At 30.5% G+C, this 23,595-nt stretch carries 24 protein-coding genes; 9 read left to right on the top strand and 15 right to left on the bottom strand.

Going from position 1 to position 23,595, the window contains the following annotated elements; translation table 11 throughout:
• Window positions 1–303 precede the first annotated feature (303 nt).
• The gene (locus Q0714_RS02125; RefSeq protein WP_298262655.1) at window positions 304–642 is read right to left on the bottom strand and encodes a single-stranded DNA-binding protein; all 339 of its coding nucleotides are present in this window, start codon (window positions 640–642) and stop codon (window positions 304–306) included.
• A 182-nt stretch (window positions 643–824) separates the two neighbouring features.
• Between Q0714_RS02125 and Q0714_RS02120 the strand changes: the two genes are divergently transcribed.
• Both Q0714_RS02120 and Q0714_RS02115 read left to right on the top strand, forming a co-directional pair.
• On the top strand, window positions 825–1,385 hold the full coding sequence (locus Q0714_RS02120; protein WP_298262654.1) for an HNH endonuclease: 561 nt from the start codon (window positions 825–827) through the stop codon (window positions 1,383–1,385).
• 83 nt (window positions 1,386–1,468) lie between these two features.
• On the top strand, window positions 1,469–1,816 hold the full coding sequence (locus Q0714_RS02115) for a hypothetical protein (protein WP_298262653.1): 348 nt from the start codon (window positions 1,469–1,471) through the stop codon (window positions 1,814–1,816).
• Between the two features lie 9 nt (window positions 1,817–1,825).
• Here the strand turns inward: Q0714_RS02115 and Q0714_RS02110 are convergent, their stop codons facing one another.
• Window positions 1,826–3,241 carry an alkaline phosphatase gene (locus tag Q0714_RS02110; protein ID WP_298262652.1) on the bottom strand — a complete coding sequence of 472 codons (1,416 nt, stop codon included), beginning with the start codon at window positions 3,239–3,241 and terminating at the stop codon, window positions 1,826–1,828.
• Between the two features lie 158 nt (window positions 3,242–3,399).
• Here Q0714_RS02110 and Q0714_RS02105 point away from each other — a divergent pair, with 158 nt between their 5' ends.
• Together Q0714_RS02105 and Q0714_RS02100 are read left to right on the top strand one after the other, a co-directional pair.
• Window positions 3,400–5,715: a M28 family peptidase gene (locus Q0714_RS02105; RefSeq protein WP_298262651.1), complete on the top strand. Its 2,316-nt coding sequence runs from the start codon at window positions 3,400–3,402 to the stop codon at window positions 5,713–5,715.
• 2 nt (window positions 5,716–5,717) lie between these two features.
• Window positions 5,718–6,812, top strand: a complete 1,095-nt coding sequence (locus Q0714_RS02100) for a DUF2891 domain-containing protein (RefSeq protein WP_298262650.1) — start codon at window positions 5,718–5,720, stop codon at window positions 6,810–6,812.
• Here the strand turns inward: Q0714_RS02100 and pyk are convergent.
• The 5 genes from pyk to Q0714_RS02075 form a co-directional block, all read right to left on the bottom strand.
• A complete protein-coding gene (pyk, locus tag Q0714_RS02095) occupies window positions 6,809–8,257 on the bottom strand; it encodes a pyruvate kinase (RefSeq protein WP_298262649.1) in 1,449 nt (482 codons plus the stop codon). The two genes, Q0714_RS02100 and pyk, sit on opposite strands and share 4 nt — an antisense overlap.
• 2 nt (window positions 8,258–8,259) lie before the next feature.
• A complete protein-coding gene (locus tag Q0714_RS02090) occupies window positions 8,260–8,718 on the bottom strand; it encodes an IPExxxVDY family protein (protein ID WP_298262648.1) in 459 nt (152 codons plus the stop codon).
• 90 nt (window positions 8,719–8,808) lie between these two features.
• Complete coding sequence (gene rnc / locus Q0714_RS02085; protein ID WP_298262647.1) at window positions 8,809–9,549, bottom strand: ribonuclease III; 741 nt, start codon at window positions 9,547–9,549, stop codon at window positions 8,809–8,811.
• 15 nt (window positions 9,550–9,564) lie between these two features.
• Entirely contained in the window at window positions 9,565–10,815 is a 1,251-nt protein-coding gene (fabF, locus tag Q0714_RS02080; RefSeq protein WP_298262646.1) for a beta-ketoacyl-ACP synthase II, read from the bottom strand.
• A gap of 6 nt (window positions 10,816–10,821) precedes the next feature.
• Entirely contained in the window at window positions 10,822–11,058 is a 237-nt protein-coding gene (locus Q0714_RS02075) for an acyl carrier protein (protein ID WP_134248150.1), read from the bottom strand.
• 221 nt (window positions 11,059–11,279) lie between these two features.
• Here Q0714_RS02075 and Q0714_RS02070 point away from each other — a divergent pair, with 221 nt between their 5' ends.
• Both Q0714_RS02070 and Q0714_RS02065 read left to right on the top strand, forming a co-directional pair.
• Window positions 11,280–11,849: a phosphoribosylglycinamide formyltransferase gene (locus Q0714_RS02070; RefSeq protein WP_298262645.1), complete on the top strand. Its 570-nt coding sequence runs from the start codon at window positions 11,280–11,282 to the stop codon at window positions 11,847–11,849.
• Window positions 11,842–12,474, top strand: coding sequence for a ribonuclease H family protein (locus Q0714_RS02065; RefSeq protein WP_298262644.1), 633 nt, complete (start codon window positions 11,842–11,844; stop codon window positions 12,472–12,474). The genes Q0714_RS02070 and Q0714_RS02065 overlap by 8 nt, the downstream gene beginning before the upstream one ends.
• Before the next feature lie 2 nt (window positions 12,475–12,476).
• Here the strand turns inward: Q0714_RS02065 and Q0714_RS02060 are convergent, their stop codons facing one another.
• From Q0714_RS02060 to Q0714_RS02050, 3 genes are all read right to left on the bottom strand, one after another.
• A complete protein-coding gene (locus tag Q0714_RS02060) occupies window positions 12,477–12,881 on the bottom strand; it encodes a hypothetical protein (protein WP_298262643.1) in 405 nt (134 codons plus the stop codon).
• Window positions 12,882–12,954: 73 nt separating this feature from the next.
• Window positions 12,955–13,998 carry a zinc metalloprotease gene (locus Q0714_RS02055; protein WP_298262642.1) on the bottom strand — a complete coding sequence of 348 codons (1,044 nt, stop codon included), beginning with the start codon at window positions 13,996–13,998 and terminating at the stop codon, window positions 12,955–12,957.
• 173 nt (window positions 13,999–14,171) lie between these two features.
• Complete coding sequence (locus Q0714_RS02050; RefSeq protein WP_298262641.1) at window positions 14,172–15,386, bottom strand: aminotransferase class V-fold PLP-dependent enzyme; 1,215 nt, start codon at window positions 15,384–15,386, stop codon at window positions 14,172–14,174.
• 132 nt (window positions 15,387–15,518) lie between these two features.
• On the opposite strand from Q0714_RS02050, the gene Q0714_RS02045 reads away from it, so the two are divergent.
• Together Q0714_RS02045 and Q0714_RS02040 are read left to right on the top strand one after the other, a co-directional pair.
• Window positions 15,519–16,856, top strand: coding sequence for a serine hydrolase (locus tag Q0714_RS02045; RefSeq protein WP_298262640.1), 1,338 nt, complete (start codon window positions 15,519–15,521; stop codon window positions 16,854–16,856).
• Window positions 16,857–16,925: 69 nt separating this feature from the next.
• Window positions 16,926–18,002: an OmpA family protein gene (locus Q0714_RS02040; protein WP_298262639.1), complete on the top strand. Its 1,077-nt coding sequence runs from the start codon at window positions 16,926–16,928 to the stop codon at window positions 18,000–18,002.
• A 56-nt stretch (window positions 18,003–18,058) separates the two neighbouring features.
• Here Q0714_RS02040 and sufD read toward each other — a convergent pair whose 3' ends face one another.
• Genes sufD through Q0714_RS02015 form a run of 5 tightly spaced genes read right to left on the bottom strand, consistent with a single transcriptional unit; the run spans window position 18,059 to window position 22,412 of the window.
• A complete protein-coding gene (gene sufD / locus Q0714_RS02035; protein ID WP_298262638.1) occupies window positions 18,059–19,381 on the bottom strand; it encodes a Fe-S cluster assembly protein SufD in 1,323 nt (440 codons plus the stop codon).
• 7 nt (window positions 19,382–19,388) lie between these two features.
• The gene (gene sufC / locus Q0714_RS02030; protein WP_298262637.1) at window positions 19,389–20,126 is read right to left on the bottom strand and encodes a Fe-S cluster assembly ATPase SufC; all 738 of its coding nucleotides are present in this window, start codon (window positions 20,124–20,126) and stop codon (window positions 19,389–19,391) included.
• A complete protein-coding gene (locus tag Q0714_RS02025; RefSeq protein WP_298262636.1) occupies window positions 20,119–20,616 on the bottom strand; it encodes a flavodoxin family protein in 498 nt (165 codons plus the stop codon). Before Q0714_RS02025 ends, sufC begins: the two co-directional genes overlap by 8 nt.
• Before the next feature lies 1 nt (window position 20,617).
• Entirely contained in the window at window positions 20,618–22,066 is a 1,449-nt protein-coding gene (sufB, locus tag Q0714_RS02020) for a Fe-S cluster assembly protein SufB (protein WP_298262635.1), read from the bottom strand.
• 16 nt (window positions 22,067–22,082) lie between these two features.
• The gene (locus Q0714_RS02015) at window positions 22,083–22,412 is read right to left on the bottom strand and encodes an iron-sulfur cluster assembly accessory protein (RefSeq protein ID WP_298262634.1); all 330 of its coding nucleotides are present in this window, start codon (window positions 22,410–22,412) and stop codon (window positions 22,083–22,085) included.
• Window positions 22,413–22,538: 126 nt separating this feature from the next.
• Between Q0714_RS02015 and thiL the strand changes: the two genes are divergently transcribed.
• Window positions 22,539–23,585 (top strand): thiamine-phosphate kinase, encoded by a 1,047-nt coding sequence (gene thiL, locus Q0714_RS02010; protein WP_298262633.1) that lies wholly within the window; start codon window positions 22,539–22,541, stop codon window positions 23,583–23,585.
• Window positions 23,586–23,595 lie beyond the last annotated feature (10 nt).

Genomic DNA, 23,595 nt, shown 5'->3' with positions numbered 1-23,595 from the left:
TAATTCGGCTTTTTTTTGTGTATTCTTTATTTTAAAAGCGTTAAAATACTGCCTAAATGCTTCAAACAAGGCTGTTTACTAATCATTGCTCTTTATTAAATTGGTTGTTATGTATTGATAGCTAGTTTTAAAATTAACTATTTTTAGGAAATGGCATTTTAGATAATTAAATGGTTAAATTTATACCTTAAGTTTTTACTTTTGCTGTATTATTTTAGAACGTTTAACCTAACTTTACTTATATAAATAAAAAAAAAGCACTTACCATAAGTGCTTTTTTTCTTTTTCATAACAACTTTCCTTCTATTGTTTATTGCCGAGCATTAAAAGTTCGTTTACCACTACTTCGGTAATATAGCGTTTGTTTCCATCTTTGTCATCATAACTTCTTGAGGTTAATTTTCCTTCTATAGCAACTTCTTTGCCTTTTTCTAAATACTGTTCAGCTATTTCAGCCGTTTTGTTCCAAGCTACTACGTTGTGCCATTGCGTGTCGGTAACTTTTTCGCCTTTTGCATTTTTATAGGTTTCATTGGTGGCAATGCTAAACTTTGCTATTTTTTTACCAGTGTCTAATTGTATTATTTCTGGGTTATTTCCTAAATTTCCAATTAACTGTACTTTGTTTCTTAACGTATTCATAAGATAAGGTTTTAAATTAGGTTGAACATCGTTTGGTCAATTCAACACTGCAAATATGTTTTGGTTTTTTAATTGAATTCGGTATTTAGCTACTTACTTTCGTATGTAAATGTTTGTAATCGTTTGTAAACGAATAATTATTTTAGTATATTTGAGAAGCTCCCTAACTAAAAAACCACTTTATGATAGCACATTATAGAAATGAAATTTGGAAACCGTATGTTAATGAAAACTGGTGTGACGAAAATGAATTTTTAATTTCTAATTATGGCAGGGTGCAACGCAAAAAAAACTATGAAGCTACTTGGAAATTATCTAGAACTTCTTTAGTTGGCGGGTATAATACTTTTTGGATTCGAAAAAAAGGAAAAGATAGAAGTACGTATTGTTATATTCATAGAGTAGTTGCAGAACTGTTTTTAGAAAAAAAAGAACATCAACCTTATGTGATACATTTAGATTTTGATAAACTAAATAATGAGGCTACTAATTTACAATGGGTAAGTAAAGAAGAAATGTATTTGCATCATAAAAAAAATCCTAAAAAATTAAATAGAATAGGAAAAAGAACTTATGCAAAATTAACCGAAGGTAGAGTACGATTGATTAAAAAGAAAATTTTTGATCCCAATAGAAAAACACGTATGAAAATGATTGCCAAACAGTTTGGTATTTCAGAAATGCAATTGTATAGAATAAAGACTGGTGAAAACTGGGGAAGTGTAAAAATTGATGAAGAATAAACAAAGGTTAAATTGTTGCAGTATTATAAAAAACAGCGTATTATTGTTGTGAATTGTGAAAAAAAGAATGTTAAAAATTAAGAATGAAAAAAAATTGCTTAGAGTGTGGTGAAGTACTCAACGGTAGGATTGATAAAAAATTCTGTTCAGATTATTGCAGAAACACGCATAACAATAAAATAAATAAAGAGAGTAAAAACTTAATTAGAAACACCAATAATAGGTTACGAAAAAATTATAGGCTACTTTCTAATTTAAACACCAGTGGTAAAACCAAAGTTACCAGAACCAAATTATTGGATGGCAACTTTGATTTTAATTTTTTTACCTCTATTTATACTACAAAAACTGGGAACACCTATTATTATATTTATGATCAAGGGTATTTACCGTTAGAAAATGAATATTATTTATTGATAAAAAAGGAATAGTCCTAGTTGTTAAAAGTTGTTTTCAACCTCTGCAGCTTCTAACATTAAATAGTGTAAATCTGTATTTTTAATAAAAGGGTTTAATAGTTCACTTCCTGGTCCAAACATGGCCAATTCAACATAATCGGAAGAATGATTCATACTAATCCATCCAACGGAGTTGTATTGTTTTTGAATTTGTGCCAATTCGTTAAAAGGTAAATGCCGTGGATTGTAAATTCCGTTTTCTGCATTTAAGTTGTTGTAATAGCTTAAAAGCAAACTGGCTTCTTCATTGGTAATAACCATATTATTAGCATATTCAATTCTTTCTTTTATTTGAGCAATAGAAGTTTCTTTTCCAAAGCCATTTAAAATCCATTCATTAGTATGTTTGTAATGTTGTATGCTATCAAATTGTTGATTTGCTTTTTTTCCATAAATCACTCCAGGATTGGCGTTACCGTGGTCTGTAGTTATAATAACCAAAGTATTTTGATCTTTTTCAGCAAAATCTATAGCAACTTTTACCGCTTCGTCATGGGCTGCTTGATCATAAATTAAACCTGCAATATCGTTGCCATGAGCTGCCCAATCAACTTTTCCGGCTTCTACTTGTAACACAAAACCTTCTTCGTTATTTTTCATTCGGTCAATAGCTTTTTGGGTCATTTCACCTAAGGTAGGGATTTTTTCGGTGAGTTCTTTACTGCTATTTCTATCAGCAGTATAAGGCAATCCATCATTATAAAAAACACCTAAAATAGGAAGTTCATTAGTTGCTTGAAGCATTTCATCTCTGGTTTTTACTACTTGATAACCATTGGTTGCAAACGCTTGATACATGTCTTTTTTATCTTTTCGATATTCAGGTGAAAAATAATTATTTCCACCTCCCATCATCACATCAAAACCATGTTTTAAGTATTTTTCAGCAATGCCTTCTTGGTCATTTCTACTTTTACTATTTACACAAAAACCAGCAGGGGTAGCATGGGTAATAGGAACCGTTGTAACACACCCTGCCATTTTACCTACGCTTTTAAATTTTTGCCAAATTGGAAGGTGTTCTTCACCATTGACACCCATATTTAATGCCCCATTTTTTACTCGGTAACCACTTCCCCAAGAAGAACTTGCAGCTGCAGAATCAGTAACTATAGAATTGGCAGAAGCCATATCCATTAAAGCCCTGTTTACTTTGTTTTCTTTATACAATTGTAGCCATTGACTACCTTTTCCTGTTTTTCTTGAAAGGTATAAATCAGCCATGTTTAAAGTACCAGTACTCATACCATCGCTTACAACAATAATTATATTTTTGGCTTTTTTATTAGTATTGATTAAATCTTGATCTAAGGAGGTTGCATTTAAGTCAAAAGGACTTAATAATGAAGACCCAATTGCAAAAAGAGATCCGTTTCTGAAAAATTTTCTTCTATCCATAAAATTGTTATTTTTTGTAAAAAACAGTGTCAAATATACCTTATTTTAAAATAATTTAAGTGTTATAGGTTGCTAAAAAAGCGTATTTAATTATATCTTAACAATTTATTTAAATAGTAAAAAAAATCAATTATTTTTAAACAATTGAAAAACTTCTTATGAATTCCAAAAAATACCACCAACTACTTTCGATACTTGTTATAGTTGCCGCTATTTATTTTAGTTTTAATTTATTACTTCCAAAACCAATAATTGAAACCAACTTACCAACTGACAAATTATCTATAAACAACGCATTAACGCATTTAAAAGAAATTACTAAAAAACCTCATTTTACAGGCTCTAAAGAACATGAGGTTGTTAAAAATTATTTAGTTGATGAACTTAAAAAATTAGGTTTAGAGGTTGAAGTTCAAGAACAAATAGCAGTTAATAAAAAATGGCGAGCAGCCACCAACACCCAAAACATTTTAGCTAAAATTAAAGGAACTGGAACTGGAAAAGCGGTAATGCTGTTATCTCATTACGATTCTAATCCACATTCCTCATTAGGTGCTAGTGATGCAGGTAGTGGTGTGGTGGTAATTTTAGAAGGAATTAGAGCTTTTTTAGCTAAAAACACCTTCCCAAAAAACGATATTATTATTGGTTTTACTGATGCTGAAGAACTAGGCTTGTTAGGAGCCAATGCATTTGTAAATCATCATCCATGGGCAAAAGATGTGAAACTGGTTTTAAATTTTGAAGCCAGAGGAAGTGGAGGACCAAGTTATTTATTATTAGAAACCAATGGAGGAAACAAAAATTTAATTGAAGCTTTCCAAAAAACAAATACCACACACCCAGTTGGAAACTCCTTAATGTATAGCATTTATAAAATGTTACCCAATGATACTGATTTAACAGTGTTTAGAGAACAGGGAGATATTGAAGGTTTTAATTTTGCTTTTATAGGAGATCATTTCGACTATCATACCAGTCAAGATTCTTTTGAAAGAATGGATTTAAATTCATTACAACATCAAGCTATGTATTTAGAAGCAACTTTAAATTATTTTGCAAATAGTGAATTATCTAATTTAAAAGCAAATGAAGATGATGTATATTTTAATTTTCCATATGTAGGGTTGGTTCATTATCCTTTTGTTTGGGTAACTCCAATGTATCTTATTTCAGTAGTTGTATTTGTCATTCTTTTGTTGGTTGGTTTTTTTAAAAATAGATTAACTACTATTGGTGTTTTAAAAGGCTTTATTCCTTTTATATTGTCGTTGGTAATTTCTGGTTTATTTACCTATTTAGGTTGGAAATTACTTTTAAAAATTCATCCACAGTATCATGATATTCTTCACGGATTTACTTACAATGGGTATTATTATATTGCAATGTTTGTTGCTTTTACGTTGGCTATTAGTTATTGGTTTTATAAAGGATTTTTAAAAAAACGTACAGCACAAGATTTGTTAATTGCTCCACTGTTTTTTTGGCTGATTGTTAATTTTGGCATTTCCTTTTATTTAAAAGGAGCTGGGTTTTTTATCCTTCCGGTGTTCATTACTTTAACCATACTTTCAATATTACTTTTTTCAAATTCAACCAAAAATAATTTATGGGTATGTACTTTTTTAGTAGTACCAATATTAATCATATTTACACCTCTAATACAAATGTTTCCTGTTGGCTTAGGATTAAAAATGTTAGTAATAAGCGCAGTATTTACGGTGTTGTTATTAGGTTTATTAATTCCTATTATTCAACAGTATAAAAATTATAAAAAATGGATACAACTATTTTTATTTATTGGTTGTTTACTGTTGGTAACGGCCTCTTTAAAAGCAACTTATAATGAGGATAGAAAGCAACCAAACAGTATTTTATATGTTATTGATGTAAATAAAAATGAAGCCTATTGGGCGAGTTATAATACCAAATTAGATGCATTTACTCAACAGTTTTTAGGAGATCATCCAACAAAAGGCAGTTACGATAAAAACACCACAGCAAGCAAGTATAAAACCAACATACAATTACATACTAAAACCCAAATAAGAAATTTTAAAAAGCCTTTAATTTCTATAGTTTCAGATACTATTGTGAATGATACTAGGAAAGTTTGTTTAAGTTTGGTAACACAAAGAAATGCTAATAAATTTGAAATTTTAACCCATACTCCCATTAAATTTAAGTCCTTTAAAGTAAATGATGAAGCACTTAAAAATAAACCAACAAACGGTTATGTTTTAAACATTTCTAAAGGAACTATTATGAGTTATTATATAACTAAAGAAAGTGAGTTAATTGATTTAGAATTTATAGTGGATAAAGATCAACAATTTGATATAGATGTATTAGAAGCTAAGTATGATTTATTGACAAACTCCCAATTTAAGTTTAAACCTAGATCCAAAAGTATGATTCCAACACCATTTGTATTAAATGATGCAACAGTTATAAAAATGAACCTAAAATTTTAATCATGCAAAGAATTTTTTTAGTACTCCTTTTAGGAATAATTACCTGCGGTTGTCAGCCCAATACTACTTCTAAATTAGAAGGTGCCACGATGTATCCAAAACCCGAATTAAATAAAAAAAGTGCCAATTATTTATATCATTTTGCTTTTGAATGTATTGACCAAGAGTATCCCAATAAATTAGGTCAAGTTTTAGGAGACAGCTCTTATTTAAAAGAACCTTCTGAGTTGCACCCAGCGTTTTATGGTTGTTTTGACTGGCACTCTTCTGTACATGGGCATTGGACTTTATTAAATATTTTAAAAGAACTTCCAAACTTTGAACATAGAGATGCCATTTTTGCGAAACTTCAAAAAAACATCACCAAAGAAAATATTTTAAAAGAAATCGAATATTTTGAGGATGTTCATAATAAAACTTTTGAGCGAACTTACGGGTGGGCTTGGCTGTTAAAAGTAGCAGAAACTTTGCGAGATTGGAACACTGAAGAGTCCTTGGAACTTTACCAAAATTTAGAACCTTTAGTAAAATTAATAGAAAATAAATACATAGAATTTTTACCAAAATTAACCTATCCAATTAGGGTAGGAGAACATCCAAATACCGCTTTTGGTATGTCTTTTGCCTTGGATTATGCAAAAAAATATGCTCCTGAGTTAGCAGCTATAATTGAGGTTAAAGCAAAAGAATATTATTTGAATGATAAAGGATGTCCAATTACTTGGGAGCCTGGTGGATTTGATTTTTTATCTCCTTGTTTACAAGAAGCATCTTTAATGATGAAAGTATTACCAGAAGAAGAATTTACGAGTTGGTTAGACAATTTTTTACCAAATTTCAGACAACATCCATCAACTTATTTGGAAGTGGCTGAAGTTACCGATAGATCCGACGGAAAATTAGCGCATTTAGATGGTTTAAACTTTAGTAGAGCTTGGTGTTTGTATGAAATAGGTTTAACACTACATAATGATAAGATGTTAAATTTGGCCAACAAACATTTTGATTATAGTTATAAAAAAATGGACTCTGGCGAATATGCCGGAGCCCATTGGTTAGCTTCGTTTGCTTTGTATGCTATATTAAAAAGTAATTAATTACTTTTTTTGGTTTCCTTATATTCTGTTATTCTCATGGTATTTGCCATACCTCTTTGTTTAACAGGCATTGAAGTTATGTTAATTGCAAAGTCACCTTCATTTAAATACCCTCTTTCATGGGCTAAATTATTAATGTCTTCAATGGTTTGATCTGTGCTTACAAAACGATCGTAATAAATGCCTTTAACTCCCCAAAGTAAATTTAACATAGCTAAAATTCGTCTGTTAGAAGAGAAAACAAGAATATTTGATTTTGGTCTCCAAGAAGAAATTTGAAAAGCGGTAAATCCTGAATCTGTTAAAGTGGTAATTACCTCTGCATTAATTGAATTTGCCATAATAGACGCTTGATGGCAAATAGCTTTTGAAATAAAGCGTTCGTTAATACATTGCACATAAGTTTCAGGCATTGAAATAAGTGGAGAATTTTCTACACTTTCAATTATTTTTCGCATTTGTTTAATCACTTCTAATGGAAATTCTCCAACAGAAGTTTCACCAGATAGCATTACAGCATCAGCCCCATCCATTATTGAATTTGCAACATCATTAACCTCCGCTCTTGTTGGAACTTGATTGGTTATCATTGTTTCCATCATTTGAGTAGCAATTATAATTGGAATGTGTGCTTTTTTAGCTTTAAGCACTAATCTTTTTTGTATCAAAGGAACTTTTTCCATTGGAACTTCTACCCCCAAATCACCTCGAGCGCACATTAAAGCATCGCAATATGGTGTTAGCTTATCAATATTTTCAACCGCTTCAGGCTTTTCAATTTTTGCTATAATTGGTATTTTATAAGAAGAGTTTTCTTTAATTAATTCTTTTAATTGAATTAAATCTTCAGGAGTTCTCACAAAAGAAAGAGCAATCCAATCTACCTTCATTTTAATGGCAAATAATACATCTTCAATATCTTTTTTTGTAAGTGCAGGCAATGAAATTTTAGTGTTAGGTAAGTTTACCCCTTTTTTAGATTTTAATTTGCCGCCTCGCAATACTTTTGTTATAACTTGACTGTCTCTATCTGTATCAATTACTTCAAATAATAGTTTGCCATCATCTACCAAAATGTGTTCACCTACTTGTACATCTTTTGGAAAATTTTGGTAAGTCATATAAGCCTTTTCATTAGTCCCTTCGCATTTATTTGTAGTAAAAATAAAAGTGTCTCCAACTTCTAATTTTACTTTTTCAGCCATTTTACCTACACGTAATTTTGGGCCTTGCAAATCAGCTAAAATAGCAACGTTAAAGTTGCGACTTTTATTAATTTCTCTTATAAGTTTTATTTTTTTCTCAACATCGGTATATTCGGCATGTGAAAAATTAACTCTGAACACATTTACACCAGATTCCATCATTTTTTCAAGGATATCTTTAGTACTGCAAGCTGGTCCTAATGTTGCTACAATTTTAGTTCGTTTTCTGTTTTCTGCCATAATTAAAAAATTAAGTGATCTTTTGATTTTAATGTGTTAGGTTCAATAGAATAAGAGGTGATTATTTGTTGAATGTTATTTAAGTTAACTACTAAATTTTTGATAAAAATGTCGCTGTTACAACCTTCAATTTTCAAGAAATAATCAATGTTCTTTTTTTCAGGTATTAAATATGAAGTTGTACTAATATTTCCTCCAAATAAACCCTCGTTTTTAAGTTCGCTATTGAGCTGTGTGTGTTTGTTATTAATTAAATAATAATTGTTAAAATTAGTTTCGTCTTTAAATTCAAATAATGGAAATTCTGCTTCAGAATTTTCAAAATCTAAATGGTGTTTATATCTGGTTAATTTTGTTTTTAAATGTAAATTTAAAAGATAAGCCAGTCTGTAATCTTCTTCAGGTGAGTGAATTCCGATTAGTGAATAATCATCTTCAAAATCAAGCGTAAATAGTTGCATATAAAGAATGAATATTGATTTACAAAAGTACTATTGTTTACTAACAGTAACTAATAATTTTACGAAATCGTATTCGTAAAATTATTAATTTTAAAATGTAGAAATTTCATCTTGGAACGCATAATAGGCTCTTTTTGCTGCAATTTCTTCAGCTTTTTTCTTAGAAGTTGCTCTTCCTTTTGCAATAATTTTTTTATCTAAGTAAAGTTTTACGCTAAAGTGTTTTACAGTATCGTTCCCGGTGTCTTCATAAACATCAAAATTGAAATCTTTTTTTGTTTTTTGACACCATTCAATAAAAATACTTTTATAACTAGTTATTTTACCTTCTAATTTTAAAACGTCAACATAAGGATCAATAACGCGTTTATAAATAAATTTTTTACAATAATTATATCCTCTATCTGAATAGATAGCGCCCACTAAAGCTTCAAAGATATTGCCATGTATGTTTTCTCCAAATTTTGAGCTTGCGATATTGCTTTTTACAAAACGAAGTAATCCTAAATCTCTTCCAAGTTCATTTAAATGTTCTCTACTTACAATTTTAGACCTCATTTGAGTTAAATATCCCTCATCTCCTGAAGGCACTTCATTAAATAGGTAGGAAGCTATAATTGCGCTTAACATGGCATCGCCCAAAAATTCTAAACGTTCATAATTTATAGGATAGCCAGTTTCTTTATCTAACTCTTTAACAGAGCGATGTATAAATGCTTTTTTATAAAAAGAGAGGTTCTTAGGAGTAAATCCTATAATTTTTTTTAATTCAACAAAAAAGGACTCGTCATTTTTAATGCGAGTATCAATAATTTTACGAATGAAGTTCATTCAATAATTTAGCGGTTATTCTAGTTTTTTAAAGAGTACACAAGCATTGTGTCCTCCAAATCCAAAAGTATTACTCATGGCTACATTTACAGTACGTTTTTGAGCTTTATTAAACGTAAAGTTTAATTTACTGTCAATTTGATCATCACTAGTGAAGTGATTTATTGTAGGAGGTACGATGCCATTTTTGATGGCAAGTATTGAAGCAATAGCTTCAACTGCTCCTGCAGCACCTAGTAAATGACCAGTCATTGACTTGGTTGAATTTATGTTTAGCTTGTAGGCATGCTCTCCAAAAACCTCTAAAATAGCTTTAGCTTCGGCAATATCTCCAAGAGGAGTTGAAGTTCCGTGCATGTTAATAGCATCAACATCTTCTGGTTTTAAACCAGCATCTTTTAAACAATTTGCCATTACGTTGTAAGCTCCCAATCCATCAGGGTGTGGGGCAGTAATGTGATAAGCGTCGGCAGATAAACCTCCACCGCCTATTTCGGCATATATTTTTGCGCCTCTAGCCTTGGCGTGCTCATATTCTTCAAGAATAAGTGTTCCTGCACCTTCACCTAAAACAAAACCATCACGATCTTTGTCAAATGGTCTCGAAGCTGTTGTAGGGTCATCATTTCTTGTAGAAAGTGCTTGAAGAGCATTAAAACCTCCCATTCCAGCAATTGTAACTGCGGCTTCAGAACCACCAGATACCATTACATCTGCATATCCAAGACGGATATAGTTAAGGGCATCAATAATTGCGTTGGAAGATGATGCACAAGCAGAAACGGTTGCAAAATTTGGTCCTCTAAACCCATATTTAATGGAAATTTGTCCTGGAGCAATGTCTGCAATCATTTTTGGAATAAAGAAAGGGTTGAATCTTGGAGTGCCATCACCATTGGCAAAGTTTAAAACTTCATTTTGAAAAGTTTCTAAACCTCCAATTCCAGCTCCCCAAATGACACCAACTCTATTTTTATCTAGTTTTTCAATATCAAGATTAGCATCTAAAATGGCTTCATCAGTTGCAACCATTGCATACTGAGTAAACCTGTCCATTTTTCTAGCTTCTTTTCTATCAATAAAATCGTTGGCATTAAAGTTTTTTAATTCGCAAGCGAAACGAGTTTTGAACTTGGAGGCGTCGAAATACGTTATTGGAGCAGCTCCACTTTCTCCATTGGTGAGACCATTCCAATAATCTTTTACAGTATTTCCTATTGGTGTTAATGCTCCAAGTCCAGTTACTACAACTCGTTTAATTTCCATATAAAATTACTTTTTTGCGTCTTCTATATAGCTAATTGCTTGACCAACAGTACCAATATTTTCAGCCTGATCGTCTGGTATTTGAATATCGAATTCTTTTTCGAATTCCATGATTAATTCAACAGTATCAAGTGAGTCTGCTCCTAAGTCGTTAGTAAAGCTAGCTTCGATTGTTACTTCATTTTCGTCAACGCCTAATTTATCTACGATAATGGCTTTTACTCTTGATGCAATGTCTGACATAATTTTTTAATTTTAAAATTTAATTACTCGGCAAAAATATAAAACTTTATTTAAATGAAAATCTTTTAATCGATAAAAGTACCTATTTTGCAGATTAAAATTATTAAAAGTTTTTGTATTTAACCATTAAAAGTTATCAATTATTTATTTTATTTGTGGCAAACACAATTCTTTTTTTGAAATAGAATATTCTAAAAAATTAAAAACGAATTTAATTTGAAATGAAACGTATTGCAATATTTGCCTCAGGATCAGGAACTAACGCTGAAAATATCATAAAATATTTTAATAACCATAAAACTATATCGGTAGATTTGGTATTGTCAAATAATAAAGAGGCTAAAGTTTTAGAACGAGCTAATAGGTTGGGAATTAGTAGTGTTACCTTTGATAAGGGTGATTTTATTTTTTCGGATAAAATTTTAAATTTATTAAAAGAAAAAGCAGATTTTATTATTTTGGCTGGCTTTTTATGGAAAATCCCAATATCTATAATTAATGCTTTTCCTAATAAAATACTAAATATTCACCCAGCTTTATTGCCTAAGTATGGAGGAAAGGGTATGTATGGAATGCATGTGCACAATGCAGTAGTAAAAAATAATGAGAGAGAATCTGGAATTACCATTCATTTTGTAAATGAAAATTATGATGAAGGCGCTATTATTTTTCAAAAACGTTTTGAAGTTTTATCAACTGATACTGCAGATAATGTTGCTGAAAAAATTCATGAGTTAGAATATAGGTATTTTCCAGAAATTATTGAAAAAGTGTTGTTAAAAAATGGCTAAAAAAAAATTTTACGTTATTTGGAAAGGAACTAAAACAGGTGTTTTTACCTCATGGGAAGCTTGTAAGAAGAATATTACAAATTTTAAAGGAGCTCAATATAAATCATTCTCTTCAAAAGATGAAGCCGAAAAAGCTTTTAAAGAGACTTATGATGTTTATAAAGGGAAAGTTACTAAAAGAGTTGCTTTATCAAATGAAGAACTTACTTTAATAGGTAAACCAATAATGCCTTCAGTTTCAGTAGATGCTGCTTGTTCAGGAAACCCAGGGAAAATGGAATATAGAGGAGTTGATACTGAATCTAAAAAACAACTTTTTATTCAAGGACCATTTGAGAAAGGAACCAATAATATTGGTGAATTTTTAGCACTAGTACATGGTTTAGGGTTTTTAAAACAGCGAAATTTAACGTATCCTATTTATTCCGATTCTAAAATTGCTATAAATTGGGTAAAGAAAGGGCAATGTAGAACCAATTTACCTATTACTGAAGAAAATAAACCGCTTTTTGATTTTGTAAAAAGGGCTGAAAAATGGTTGAAAGAGAATACATACACTACTAAAATATTAAAATGGGAAACCAAAGCTTGGGGAGAAATTCCTGCTGATTTTGGTAGAAAATAATTTTACTTTATAGTTTGTTCTAATGTTGTAAATAATTGTTGAATGCTTTTGGGTAAATTATGATGGTCTAATTCATATTCGTAAACTTGGTTGTTAAACTTAAGTTTAAATTTTCCTTTAATAGCTCTGTCAACTGCCAATTCATCAGTTGAAATGTTATTTTTAATTTCTTTAAAATCTATTAAATTCACCAAATTGGTAATTTGGGAATGTTGTGTTTTATGAAGTTTTATTTTTTTAATAATATTATCATTATTAATTTGAAGAGTATCATTTTTTAAATGAATTTCATAATTAAACCCTCTTGTTTGAGCTTTGTAGTTTATTTCCAGATTTTTTGAGTTTTGATTGTTACAAGAACTGTAAAGCGTTGTTAATACTATAAATAAATAGATAAAAGTTTTCATTTTAAATGGGTTTTCTATAAAAATAAAAAAAGGAGCAAAAAGCTCCTTTTAAAATTAATAAAACAAATTCATTTTACTGAACAAAGTTTTCTCTTGCTCCACCAGATGCAAAAATAGCTCTCATTCTATCTTTTTGTCCTAATGTAAACATATTCATACAAGCATCATCTGTGTAATCCATATAATTCATGGTCATGTCATTTGATCTACAGTTAACAGTTGGGTAAGAAGGGCATCCATAGTTAGGTCCATCAGAGCTTGGGGTATCTGCCACAAAATCATCTTGTTTACATCTTCCATCACCCCAAATATGACGCAAGTTTAACCAGTGACCAACTTCATGAGTTGCAGTACGTCCTTTGTCAAATGGAGCTTGAGCTGTACCTGTAGTTCCAAAATATTGAGGTGAGATTACAACACCGTCTGTAGATGCGTTTCCTCCTGGAAATTGCGCATATCCTAAAATTCCTCCACCAATATTTGCCACCCAAATAGTTAAGTGACCTGGTACAGCTGGATAAGCGCTTTTTACAGCGTTATTTGTCCCCCAACTTGTTGTGGAATTTGCTTGTCTGTCTATGGTGGCTAGGGTAAAATTAATATCGATATTTGCACCTACACCTTGAAATTCTGCAGGCACATCGTTATAATTAGTATCATTGAAATCAGCATTTAAAACTGAAATTTGAGAATTTACTTGTGCATCACTAATATTTTGGCTAGCATTAGAATAAATTACATATACATATACAGGAATATTGATAGTTCCATCATAAGGTGTTGGTGTGGTTCCTCCACCGCCACCATTTCCTCCACCTGGCTTTGTTGGCTTTCCTTTTAAGGAAATAACAGTTCTAGTGTGTTTTTCAATGTTGTACATTTTTTTATACAAGCCTGGGTTTTCATCTAATTGCTTGTTTAAAACTTTCATACTGTAACACTTATCATTGTTTGAAGCTGTTGCGCTTCTGCTTGATAAATCATCATCAGTATATACGTAAAAATCACTCATATCCACCGATAAAGTTTCTTGAGTTGGAGTTGCTTCTTCAGAGTTGTCTTGACATGCAACAATAGCTAAAGCAAGAATTGCGAAAAAAAGAATTAGTTTTTTCATTTTGAGTTTTTAATAGTTTTGGTTAATAATTGAGGTTTGTCTTTAATAAGAAGACGGACGAATATATTAAAAAAATGTTAAAAACAGATAGAATGTAAAAATAAATTCAAAAAAAATTGAATTATTAGCAATAAAACAACATATATAACAATACTATTTAAAATGTTAAATAATTAACAAAGCATGTTTTTAGCTTTTACTAATGCATTATATAGTAAATCTATTTCTTCAAAAGTATTGTAAAATGAAAAAGAAGCTCTAACTGTCCCAGGAATTTTATAGAAATCCATTACGGGTTGTGCGCAATGATGACCAGTTCTTACAGCAATTCCTAGCTTATCAATAATAGTTCCAATATCATATGGGTGAATATTTTCTATATTAAATGAAATTACAGATGTTTTATTTTTTGAAGTTCCATAAATTTTAAGTCCATCAATTGCAAGAAGTTTTTTAGTAGCATAAGCTAATAACTCATTTTCATAGGCTGCTATATTGTCAAAGCCAATTTTATTCATATAATCAATAGCAGTTCCAAAAGCAATTACACCAGCAATATTAGGTGTGCCGGCTTCAAATTTATGAGGCAAATCGGCATAAGTAGTTTTTTCAAAGGTAACTTGTTTAATCATTTCTCCACCACCTTGATAGGGAGGGAGTTTGTTTAACCATTCTTCTTTTCCATATAAAATACCAACACCTGTTGGGCCACATAGTTTGTGGGCAGAGGCTACATAGAAATCAGCATCTAATTTTTGCACATCGGGTTTAATATGTGGACAACTTTGCGCTCCATCAATTAAAACTGCTGCGCCAACGTTATGTGCTTTATCAATAATTTCTTGAATTGGATTGATAGTGCCTAAGGCATTTGAAACATGATTTACAAATACTAGTTTAGTTTTGTGCGATAGTAATTTATCATACTCATTCATTAATAACTCTCCTTCATTATTCATTGGAATAACCTTTAAAATAGCACCAGTTCGTTCACATAGCATTTGCCAAGGAACAATATTTGAGTGATGTTCCATAGCAGAAACGATTATTTCATCGTTCTTTTTTAAGAAAGAAGTAAAACCAGTTGCTACAATATTTATGCTATGGGTAGTACCAGCAGTTAGTATTATTTCAAAACTTTTTTTAGCATTAAAATGTTGTTGCAATTTAATACGAGCTTGTTCATAAGCTTCAGTTGCTTTTTGACTTAAGGTGTGTACGCCCCTATGAATATTTGAATTAATAGTAGTGTAATAATTAACAATGGCATCTATTACAACCTGAGGTTTTTGACTGGTTGCAGCATTGTCTAAATATACTAGGGGTTTTCCGTTTACAGTTGAATTTAAAATTGGAAAATCAGCTCTAACTTTCTTAATGTCTATCATATTCTTTTTTTAGAATGATTCTAAATACAAAATTACAAAATCCATATTGTTTTAAAGTTATTGTTATTAAAATCTTTTTTTTAAACTGATAAAATTAATGTTATTTTTAACACTTATTTTAATTGAAATTACATGAAAAAAATAGTGAAATTTGGAGTTATTCCTTTGCTAATTATTACCATTGGTTTAATGGTTTATAATTATCCTCGCTTAAATATTATTACTGGTTTTGCAGCAAAAAGTGTTTGCTCTTGTACTTTTGAGGCAGGTAGAGATTTAGCTTCTATTGAAGCAGGAGATAATGATATTAACCCAGTTTATTATGCTAAAAATGTAGTTAATGAAGAAGAAAAATCGGTAACTTCAACCGTATTTGGTTTAAAAAAAAGAAAAGCTATTTACAAACAAGGAGTTGGTTGTGTTTTACTTCCTGAAGATTATAAAAACATAGATTTTAAGCCTAATAGAAAAATTTCAAACAAAAAGCTACCATTTCCATATGGTAATTTGGCTCAAAAAGATACCCTGTTTTTTAATATTAATTACCAAGTATTACAAAATGCTGTAGATAAAGCTTTTGATAAAGAAGGAGAACAGCTGAAAAGAACTAGAGCTGTTGTGGTTATTTATAAAGACCAAATTGTAGCAGAAAAATATAGTTCAGGATTTAATAAAGATACAAAATTATTAGGATGGTCTATGACAAAAAGCATTACCAATGGAGTTTTAGGGATTTTAGAAAAGCAGGGGAAAATCAATGTCAATCAAACTAATTTATTTCCAGAATGGAAACAAGATAATCGTGCCAAAATTACTTTAAATAATTTGCTTCAAATGAATAGTGGTTTGGAGTGGGTTGAAGATTACAACAATATTTCAGACGTCACTAAAATGTTGTTTTTAGCGGATGATATGACTGAAATTCAACTTAATAAACCTTTAGTTAATGAGCCCAATAATAGCTGGAATTATTCCTCTGGAACGACTAACTTATTGTCTAGATTTATTAGAAATCAATTTCAAACACATCAAGAATATCTAGATTTTTGGTATAACGAATTAATTGATAAAATTGGGATGGACTCAATGATTATTGAAACAGATAATTCAGGAAACTACGTGGGGTCTTCTTATGCTTGGGCAACCGCTCGTGATTGGGCAAAATTCGGATTGTTATACCTTCATAATGGAAATTGGAATGGAGAACAACTATTAAATTCATCTTGGGTACACTACAGTAAAACTCCAACAAATGGTTCAAATGGTGAATATGGCGCTCAGTTTTGGTTAAATGCAGGAGGTGTATATCCAAATGTTCCACGCGATTTGTTTTCTTGTAATGGATATCAAGGTCAGCATGTTTTTATAATTCCTTCAAAAGATTTAGTTGTAGTGCGTTTTGGCTTGGCAGAAAATCCATTGTTTAATATTGATCAATTTTTAAGAGAAGTGACTTCAGCTATTCAATAAATTTGGGCTATTAAAAATAGGGATATAGAAAAATACTCAAGTATGAAGGTGATTTTTTTTTATTTAAAGTTGAATATTATTACTGCATTGTTTTTGATTTCAATTGGTGGAGTAGCCCAAAATTATGAAACAGTAGCCATTACAAAAGTGGTTTCTGGAAATGAAACAAGCAATGCCTTATTTAGAGTGTTATCAAGTATTCCTTCGCTAAAATATATAAGAGCTCAAAGAATTAGTGGGCCTCAAAATGGAGTTTTTACACAAAACAAAGATAATATTAGGTACAGTTCAATAGCATCTTCATCAGGAATTCCAAAGAATTTAAGTAGAATAAGATTTACATTTTTACAATCTGATAAACGTACGCCTATTGCATTAAATAATTTCAGATTTATTATTAATGACATTGATGGACCAAATAATGAAGCTTTGGCAACAAATTGTGATACAAAATTGAAATTTCTTGGAACGGCTAAAGAAACAAATTTAACGGTTATTAACACTCCTCCAACAATAATTGTTGTAGGCAATGTAGATGAAAATGAAGGGGCTACAAGTAGAGTAATGTTTGAGTTTGAAAATGTTGCGATAGTTGAGTTAGATAATTATGCAGATGATGGTTATTTGAAAGATTTTGATTTAAATAATGATTACCCTATCGCCAAGCCGTTGAGAGTTAAATGTAAAAATTATGCAAGTAGTATTTATACTAAAAAACCTTCTGTAGAGGAGGTACAACTTGATTTAAATGATTTTATAAAAGAAAAAGATGTATTAAAAATTAATGCCCATTCAATCTATTTTGATAATGATAGATTTGATATTAGAGATGAAGCTGAGCTAGAGTTACAAAAGGTTTTAAGCATATTGGTTAAGTATCCTAAAATTAAAGTTGAATTACAATCTCATACAGATTCTAAAGCTTCTGATGAATATAATTTAAAACTATCAGAAGATAGATCTAAATCTGTTATTCGTTGGATGCTTAAAAAAGGTGTTGATTCTACAAGGATTATTGGAAAAGGATATGGAGAAACAAGGTTGGTTAATCACTGTAAAAACAATGTTAAATGCGCAGAAATTGAGCATCAATTAAACAGAAGAACAGAGTTTGTAGTGTTAAATCCTGAAGTTCTCAAACATTAATATGAGCATAAAAAAAGAGCTACTAAATAATAGCTCTTTATATAAATTAAATATGTTTAAAATTCAAAACCTAATTCAACTCCTAGGTTTTTTGCTATCAGTTTAGTAATTCTAGTTTTTAATTGCGGAATTTTAATTTTTTCAACTACATCATTTCCAAAAGCAAATAACAATAATGCTTTGGCTTCTTTTTTTGGAATTCCTCTAGATTGCATGTAAAATAAAGCACTATCATCTAATTGACCAATAGTACAACCATGTGAACATTTTACGTCATCTGCAAAAATTTCTAATTGAGGTTTTGCATTAATACTTGCTCCATCATCCATTAAAATATTATTGTTTTGTTGAAAGGCATTTGTTTTTTGAGCTTCTTGTTGAACAATAACTTTTCCGTTGAAAACACCAGTAGATTTATCTGCATATATGCCTTTGTAAAGTTCATGGCTTTCACAATTAGGGTGTTTATGGTTAACTAGAGTATGATTATCAACATGTTGCTTGTTATTTAAAATAGAAATACCATTTAAGTTAGAAGTAATATGCTCTCCTTCATGGTAAAACTCTAAATTATTTCTAGTTAATTTTCCTCCAAAAGAATAGGTGTGAACTGAAGCAACACTTTGTTGTTTTTGTGAAACAAAAGTACTATCAATTAAAGAAGAAGTTTCTGTATCATTTTGAATCTTGTAATAATCAACAATGGCTCTTTTATGTACAAATATTTCCGTAACAGCATTGGTGAGCACCGTATTTTTTGATAAATTTTGGTGACGTTCTATAATTTGAACATGAGAATTTTCACCTACCACTACTAAATTTCTAGGTTGAATCATTACTTCCGATTCACTTCCAGTTGAAAAGTTTAATATTTGAATTGGCTTAGGAACAATTGTGTTTTTTGGAATATTAATAAATGCCCCTTCTTTAGCAAAAGCGGTGTTTAAGTCAGATAAACTATTATTGTCTTTAGCTATGGTGTTAAAGTAATTGTCAACCACCATTTTGTATTTTGGACGAGTTAAAGCTGATGAAAGCACACAAACATCGCAATCATCATGCGTAGTATCCGATAAAAATGAACTAAAAACACCATCTATAAATATTAAGGTATAGGATTCAATATCATTAATTAAAAATTCTTTTACGTTTTTAAATCCTACTGCTTTTTTGGTTTCAGGGAATAAGCTAAAGTCGTGTTTTAATAAACTATTAAGACTCGTGTATTTCCATTCTTCATCTTTTTTAGTTGGAAATCCTTCTTTTTCAAAATTTTGAATGGCTTTAGATCGTATGGAATGTACATTTGAATCTAAATCTAATCCACCCTTATTTTCAAATGCCAAAAATGAAGTAACCAATTTTTCTTTTAAATCCATAGTTTTATTATTTCAACCAATCGTATCCTTTTTCTTCTAATTCTAAAGCTAATTCTTTCCCGCCAGATTTTACAATTTTTCCATTATATAAAACGTGAACATAATCTGGAACAATATAATCTAATAAACGTTGATAGTGAGTAATTACTAATACTGCATTATCCTTGTTTTTTAACTTGTTAACTCCGTTAGCAACTACTTTTAGTGCATCAATATCTAATCCTGAGTCAGTTTCATCTAAAATAGCTAGTTGAGGTTCTAACATTGCCATTTGAAAAATTTCATTACGTTTTTTTTCACCTCCAGAAAATCCTTCATTTAAAGAACGCGATAAAAATTTACGGTCAATTTCTAATAAATCAGCTTTTTCTCTAATTAATTTCAGCATATCTTTAGCTGGCAACTCATCTAAACCTTTAGCTTTTCGAGTTTCATTAATTGCTGTTTTAATAAAATTTGTAACAGTTACACCTGGAATTTCAATAGGATATTGAAATGATAAGAAAATCCCTTTGTGTGCTCTTTCTTCTGGAGCTAAATCTTCCAAATCTTCATTGTTTAAAACTACGGAGCCTTCTGTTACTTCATATTCTTCTTTTCCTGCTATTACTGATGAAAGTGTACTTTTTCCAGAGCCATTAGGGCCCATAATTGCGTGTACTTCACCAGCTTTTATTTCAAGATTAATTCCTTTTAAAATCTCTTTATCGTTGATACTTGCGTGTAAATTTTTTATACTAAGCATTGTAGAGTTGTGTTAATTCTGTATTGTTTAATTCTTTTATATTATCAGCATTTAAGTGTAATTCTCCAGTATAATTCATCCCTAAATAATTTGCTGACTTTTGAAAGGGAATGTAAAAATTTGCATCTATTTTATTGTCATGTGAATTAGAAATTACAAACATATTTTTACCTCTTAATTTCCTTCCAGTTTCTTTTTCAATTCTAATTAAGTCTGAAAATCTGTCAAAAAATACTTTCATAATACCACTCATATTGTACCAATAAACAGGTGTGGCAAAGATAAGTGTGTCGTATTTTTCAATAATAGATTTTATGAGTGGTAAAAAATCATCGTTTAAATTTTTACTTTCATAATCGTAATACGAAATGGTGTAATCATTTAAATCAACCACATCAATATGTTGTTTTTTTGAAATAGTAGAAATAACTTTTGAAGTATTTCCATTGCTTCTAGAAGAACCTACTATTATAACTTTGTTATTTTTCATATTACCCAACACTTCCTTCTAAACTTATTTCTAATAATTTTTGAGCTTCAACAGCAAATTCCATCGGTAACTTATTTAGAACTTCTTTGCTAAAGCCATTGACAATTAGTGCAATTGCTTTTTCTGTATCTATTCCACGCTGATTACAATAAAATAATTGATCTTCTCCAATTTTGCTTGTGGTTGCTTCGTGTTCAATTTGTGCGGTTTTATTTTTTGCTTCAATGTAAGGAAATGTATGCGCTCCACATTTATTTCCCATTAATAATGAGTCACATTGTGAAAAGTTACGAGCATTATTGGCTCTTGCCCCAACTTGAACAAGTCCTCTGTAGGAGTTTTGAGATTTTCCAGCTGAAATACCTTTAGAAATAATGGTACTTTTGGTATTGTTCCCTAAATGAATCATTTTAGTACCAGTATCAGCTTGTTGGTAATTATTAGTGACTGCGATAGAATAAAATTCACCAACTGAGTTATCTCCTTTTAATATGCAACTTGGATATTTCCAGGTAACAGCACTTCCAGTTTCAACTTGTGTCCAAGAGATTTTAGCATTTTTTTCACACAAGCCTCTTTTAGTTACAAAATTATAAACTCCTCCTTTACCTTCAGCATCTCCAGGAAACCAATTTTGTACGGTTGAATATTTTATTTCAGCATCGTCTAAAGCTATCAATTCTACAACAGCAGCATGAAGTTGATTTTCATCACGAGCAGGTGCTGTACAACCTTCTAAATAGCTTACAAAACTTCCTTTATCAGCAACAACTAAGGTTCTTTCAAATTGTCCGGTTCCACCTTCATTTATTCTAAAATAGGTAGAAAGTTCCATTGGGCAAGTAACGCCTTTTGGAATATAGCAAAAAGAACCATCAGAAAATACAGCAGAGTTTAGAGCCGCATAAAAGTTATCGGTTTTTGGAACAATGGTTCCTAAATATTTTTTTACTAATTCTGGATGTTCTTGAATGGCTTCTGAAATAGGGCAAAAAATGATGCCTTTTTCGTTCAAGGTTTTTTTGAAAGTTGTAGCTACGGAAACGGAATCCATAACAACATCAACCGCTACATTAGATAAACGTTTTTGTTCATCAATTGAGATTCCTAATTTTTCGAAAGTTTTTAATAATTCAGGATCAACTTGGTCTAAACTGTCTAATTTTGGCTTTTTTTTAGGAGCAGAATAATAGCTAATTTCTTGAAATTTTGGTTTTTCGTAATGAACATTTGCCCATTCTGGTTCTTCCATTTCTTTCCAAATTTTAAAAGCATCCAATCTCCATAAAGTCATCCATTCAGGCTCATTTTTCTTTTTAGAAATTGCAATCACCACTTCTTCACTTAAGCCTACTGGAAATTTATCAGCTTCAATATCTGTATAAAAACCGTATTCGTACTCTTTAGTTTCGAGTTCTTTCTTTAAATCGTCTTCAGTAAATTTACTCATTTCAAAATTTTAATGATTACAAGGAAAAGCTTTCTCCGCATCCACAAGTGCGTTGTGCATTAGGATTGTTAAAAACAAAACCTGTTCCGTTTAATCCTCCAGAATATTCTAATGTGGTTCCAACTAAATATAGAAAACTTTTTTTATCTACAATAATTTTTACACCATTGTCTTCAAAAACTTTATCGTCTTCTTTATTTTCTTTGTCAAACTTTAAATCATACGATAATCCAGAGCATCCGCCACTTTTTACTCCAACCCTAACAAAATCATTTTCTGGGTTAAATCCATCTTCCTGCATTAGCTCTACAACTTTCTTTTTTGCTATGTCTGAAACTTTTATCATTTCCTTATATAGATTAATTCTAAATTAGTGCAAATATAGGCACAAAAAATGATTTATAATAATGTTTTACAATGAATAAAATTGATAGTGTAATTGAAGTTACCTATAAACAATTATCTTTGCAAAATGATAGAAGATAAAAACCAATCTCGTACTAGTTTATCTGAATTAGGGGAATTCGGATTGATTAAACATTTAACTCAAAATTTTAAAGTTCAACAAGCTACAACTGTTAAAGGAGTTGGTGATGATGCAGCTGTTGTTGAAGTTAAAGATAAACAGGTTTTAGTGACTACCGATTTGCTAGTTGAAGGGGTGCATTTTGATTTAAGTTATATGCCTTTAAAACATTTAGGCTACAAGGCTGTAATGGTTAATTTATCGGATGTATATGCTATGAATGGAAATGCTTCACAAATAACAGTTTCTATCGCTGTTTCAAATCGTTTTCCTTTGGAAGCAATTGAAGAATTGTATGAAGGAATTTACTTGGCTTGTAAAACATATAATGTAGATTTAGTGGGTGGAGATACTACATCTTCAACAAAAGGATTGTTAATTAGTATAACAGCTATTGGTGAAGCAAAGGCAGAAAATATAGTGTATAGAAATACTGCAAAGCCTAATGATTTATTGGTAGTAACTGGAGATTTAGGGGCAGCTTATTTAGGGTTGCAAGTTTTAGAACGCGAAAAACAAGTTTTTGAAGTAAATCCTAATTCTCAGCCAGATTTAACGGATTATTCTTATTTAGTTGAACGCCAATTAAAGCCAGAAGCAAGAAAAGATATCGTAAAATTATTGCATGATTTAAAAGTTAAACCCACTTCCATGATAGATATTTCAGATGGTCTTTCATCAGAAATTTTACATATTTGTGACCAATCTAAAGTAGGATGTAATTTGTATGAAGAAAAAATACCTTTAGATCCGCAAGTAATTTCAACTTGTGAAGAATTTGACTTAAACAGTACAACAATTGCTTTAAGTGGAGGTGAAGATTATGAGTTGTTGTTTACAATTTCTCAAGATGATTTCTCAAAAATTAAAGGTAATCCACATTTAACAGTTATTGGTCATATTATTGATGAAAGTCAAGGGGCAAATTTAATTACAAGAGCAGGCCAACAAGTTAAATTAACTGCACAAGGCTGGAATGGCTTAAAAAGTTAATTTAAAACCT

The sequence above is a fragment of the uncultured Lutibacter sp. genome (assembly GCF_947493565.1).
GTDB lineage: Bacteria > Bacteroidota > Bacteroidia > Flavobacteriales > Flavobacteriaceae > Lutibacter > Lutibacter aestuarii.
The sequence above is the reverse complement of the archived record's forward strand: the minus strand, read 5'-3'. Positions and strand labels throughout refer to the sequence as shown.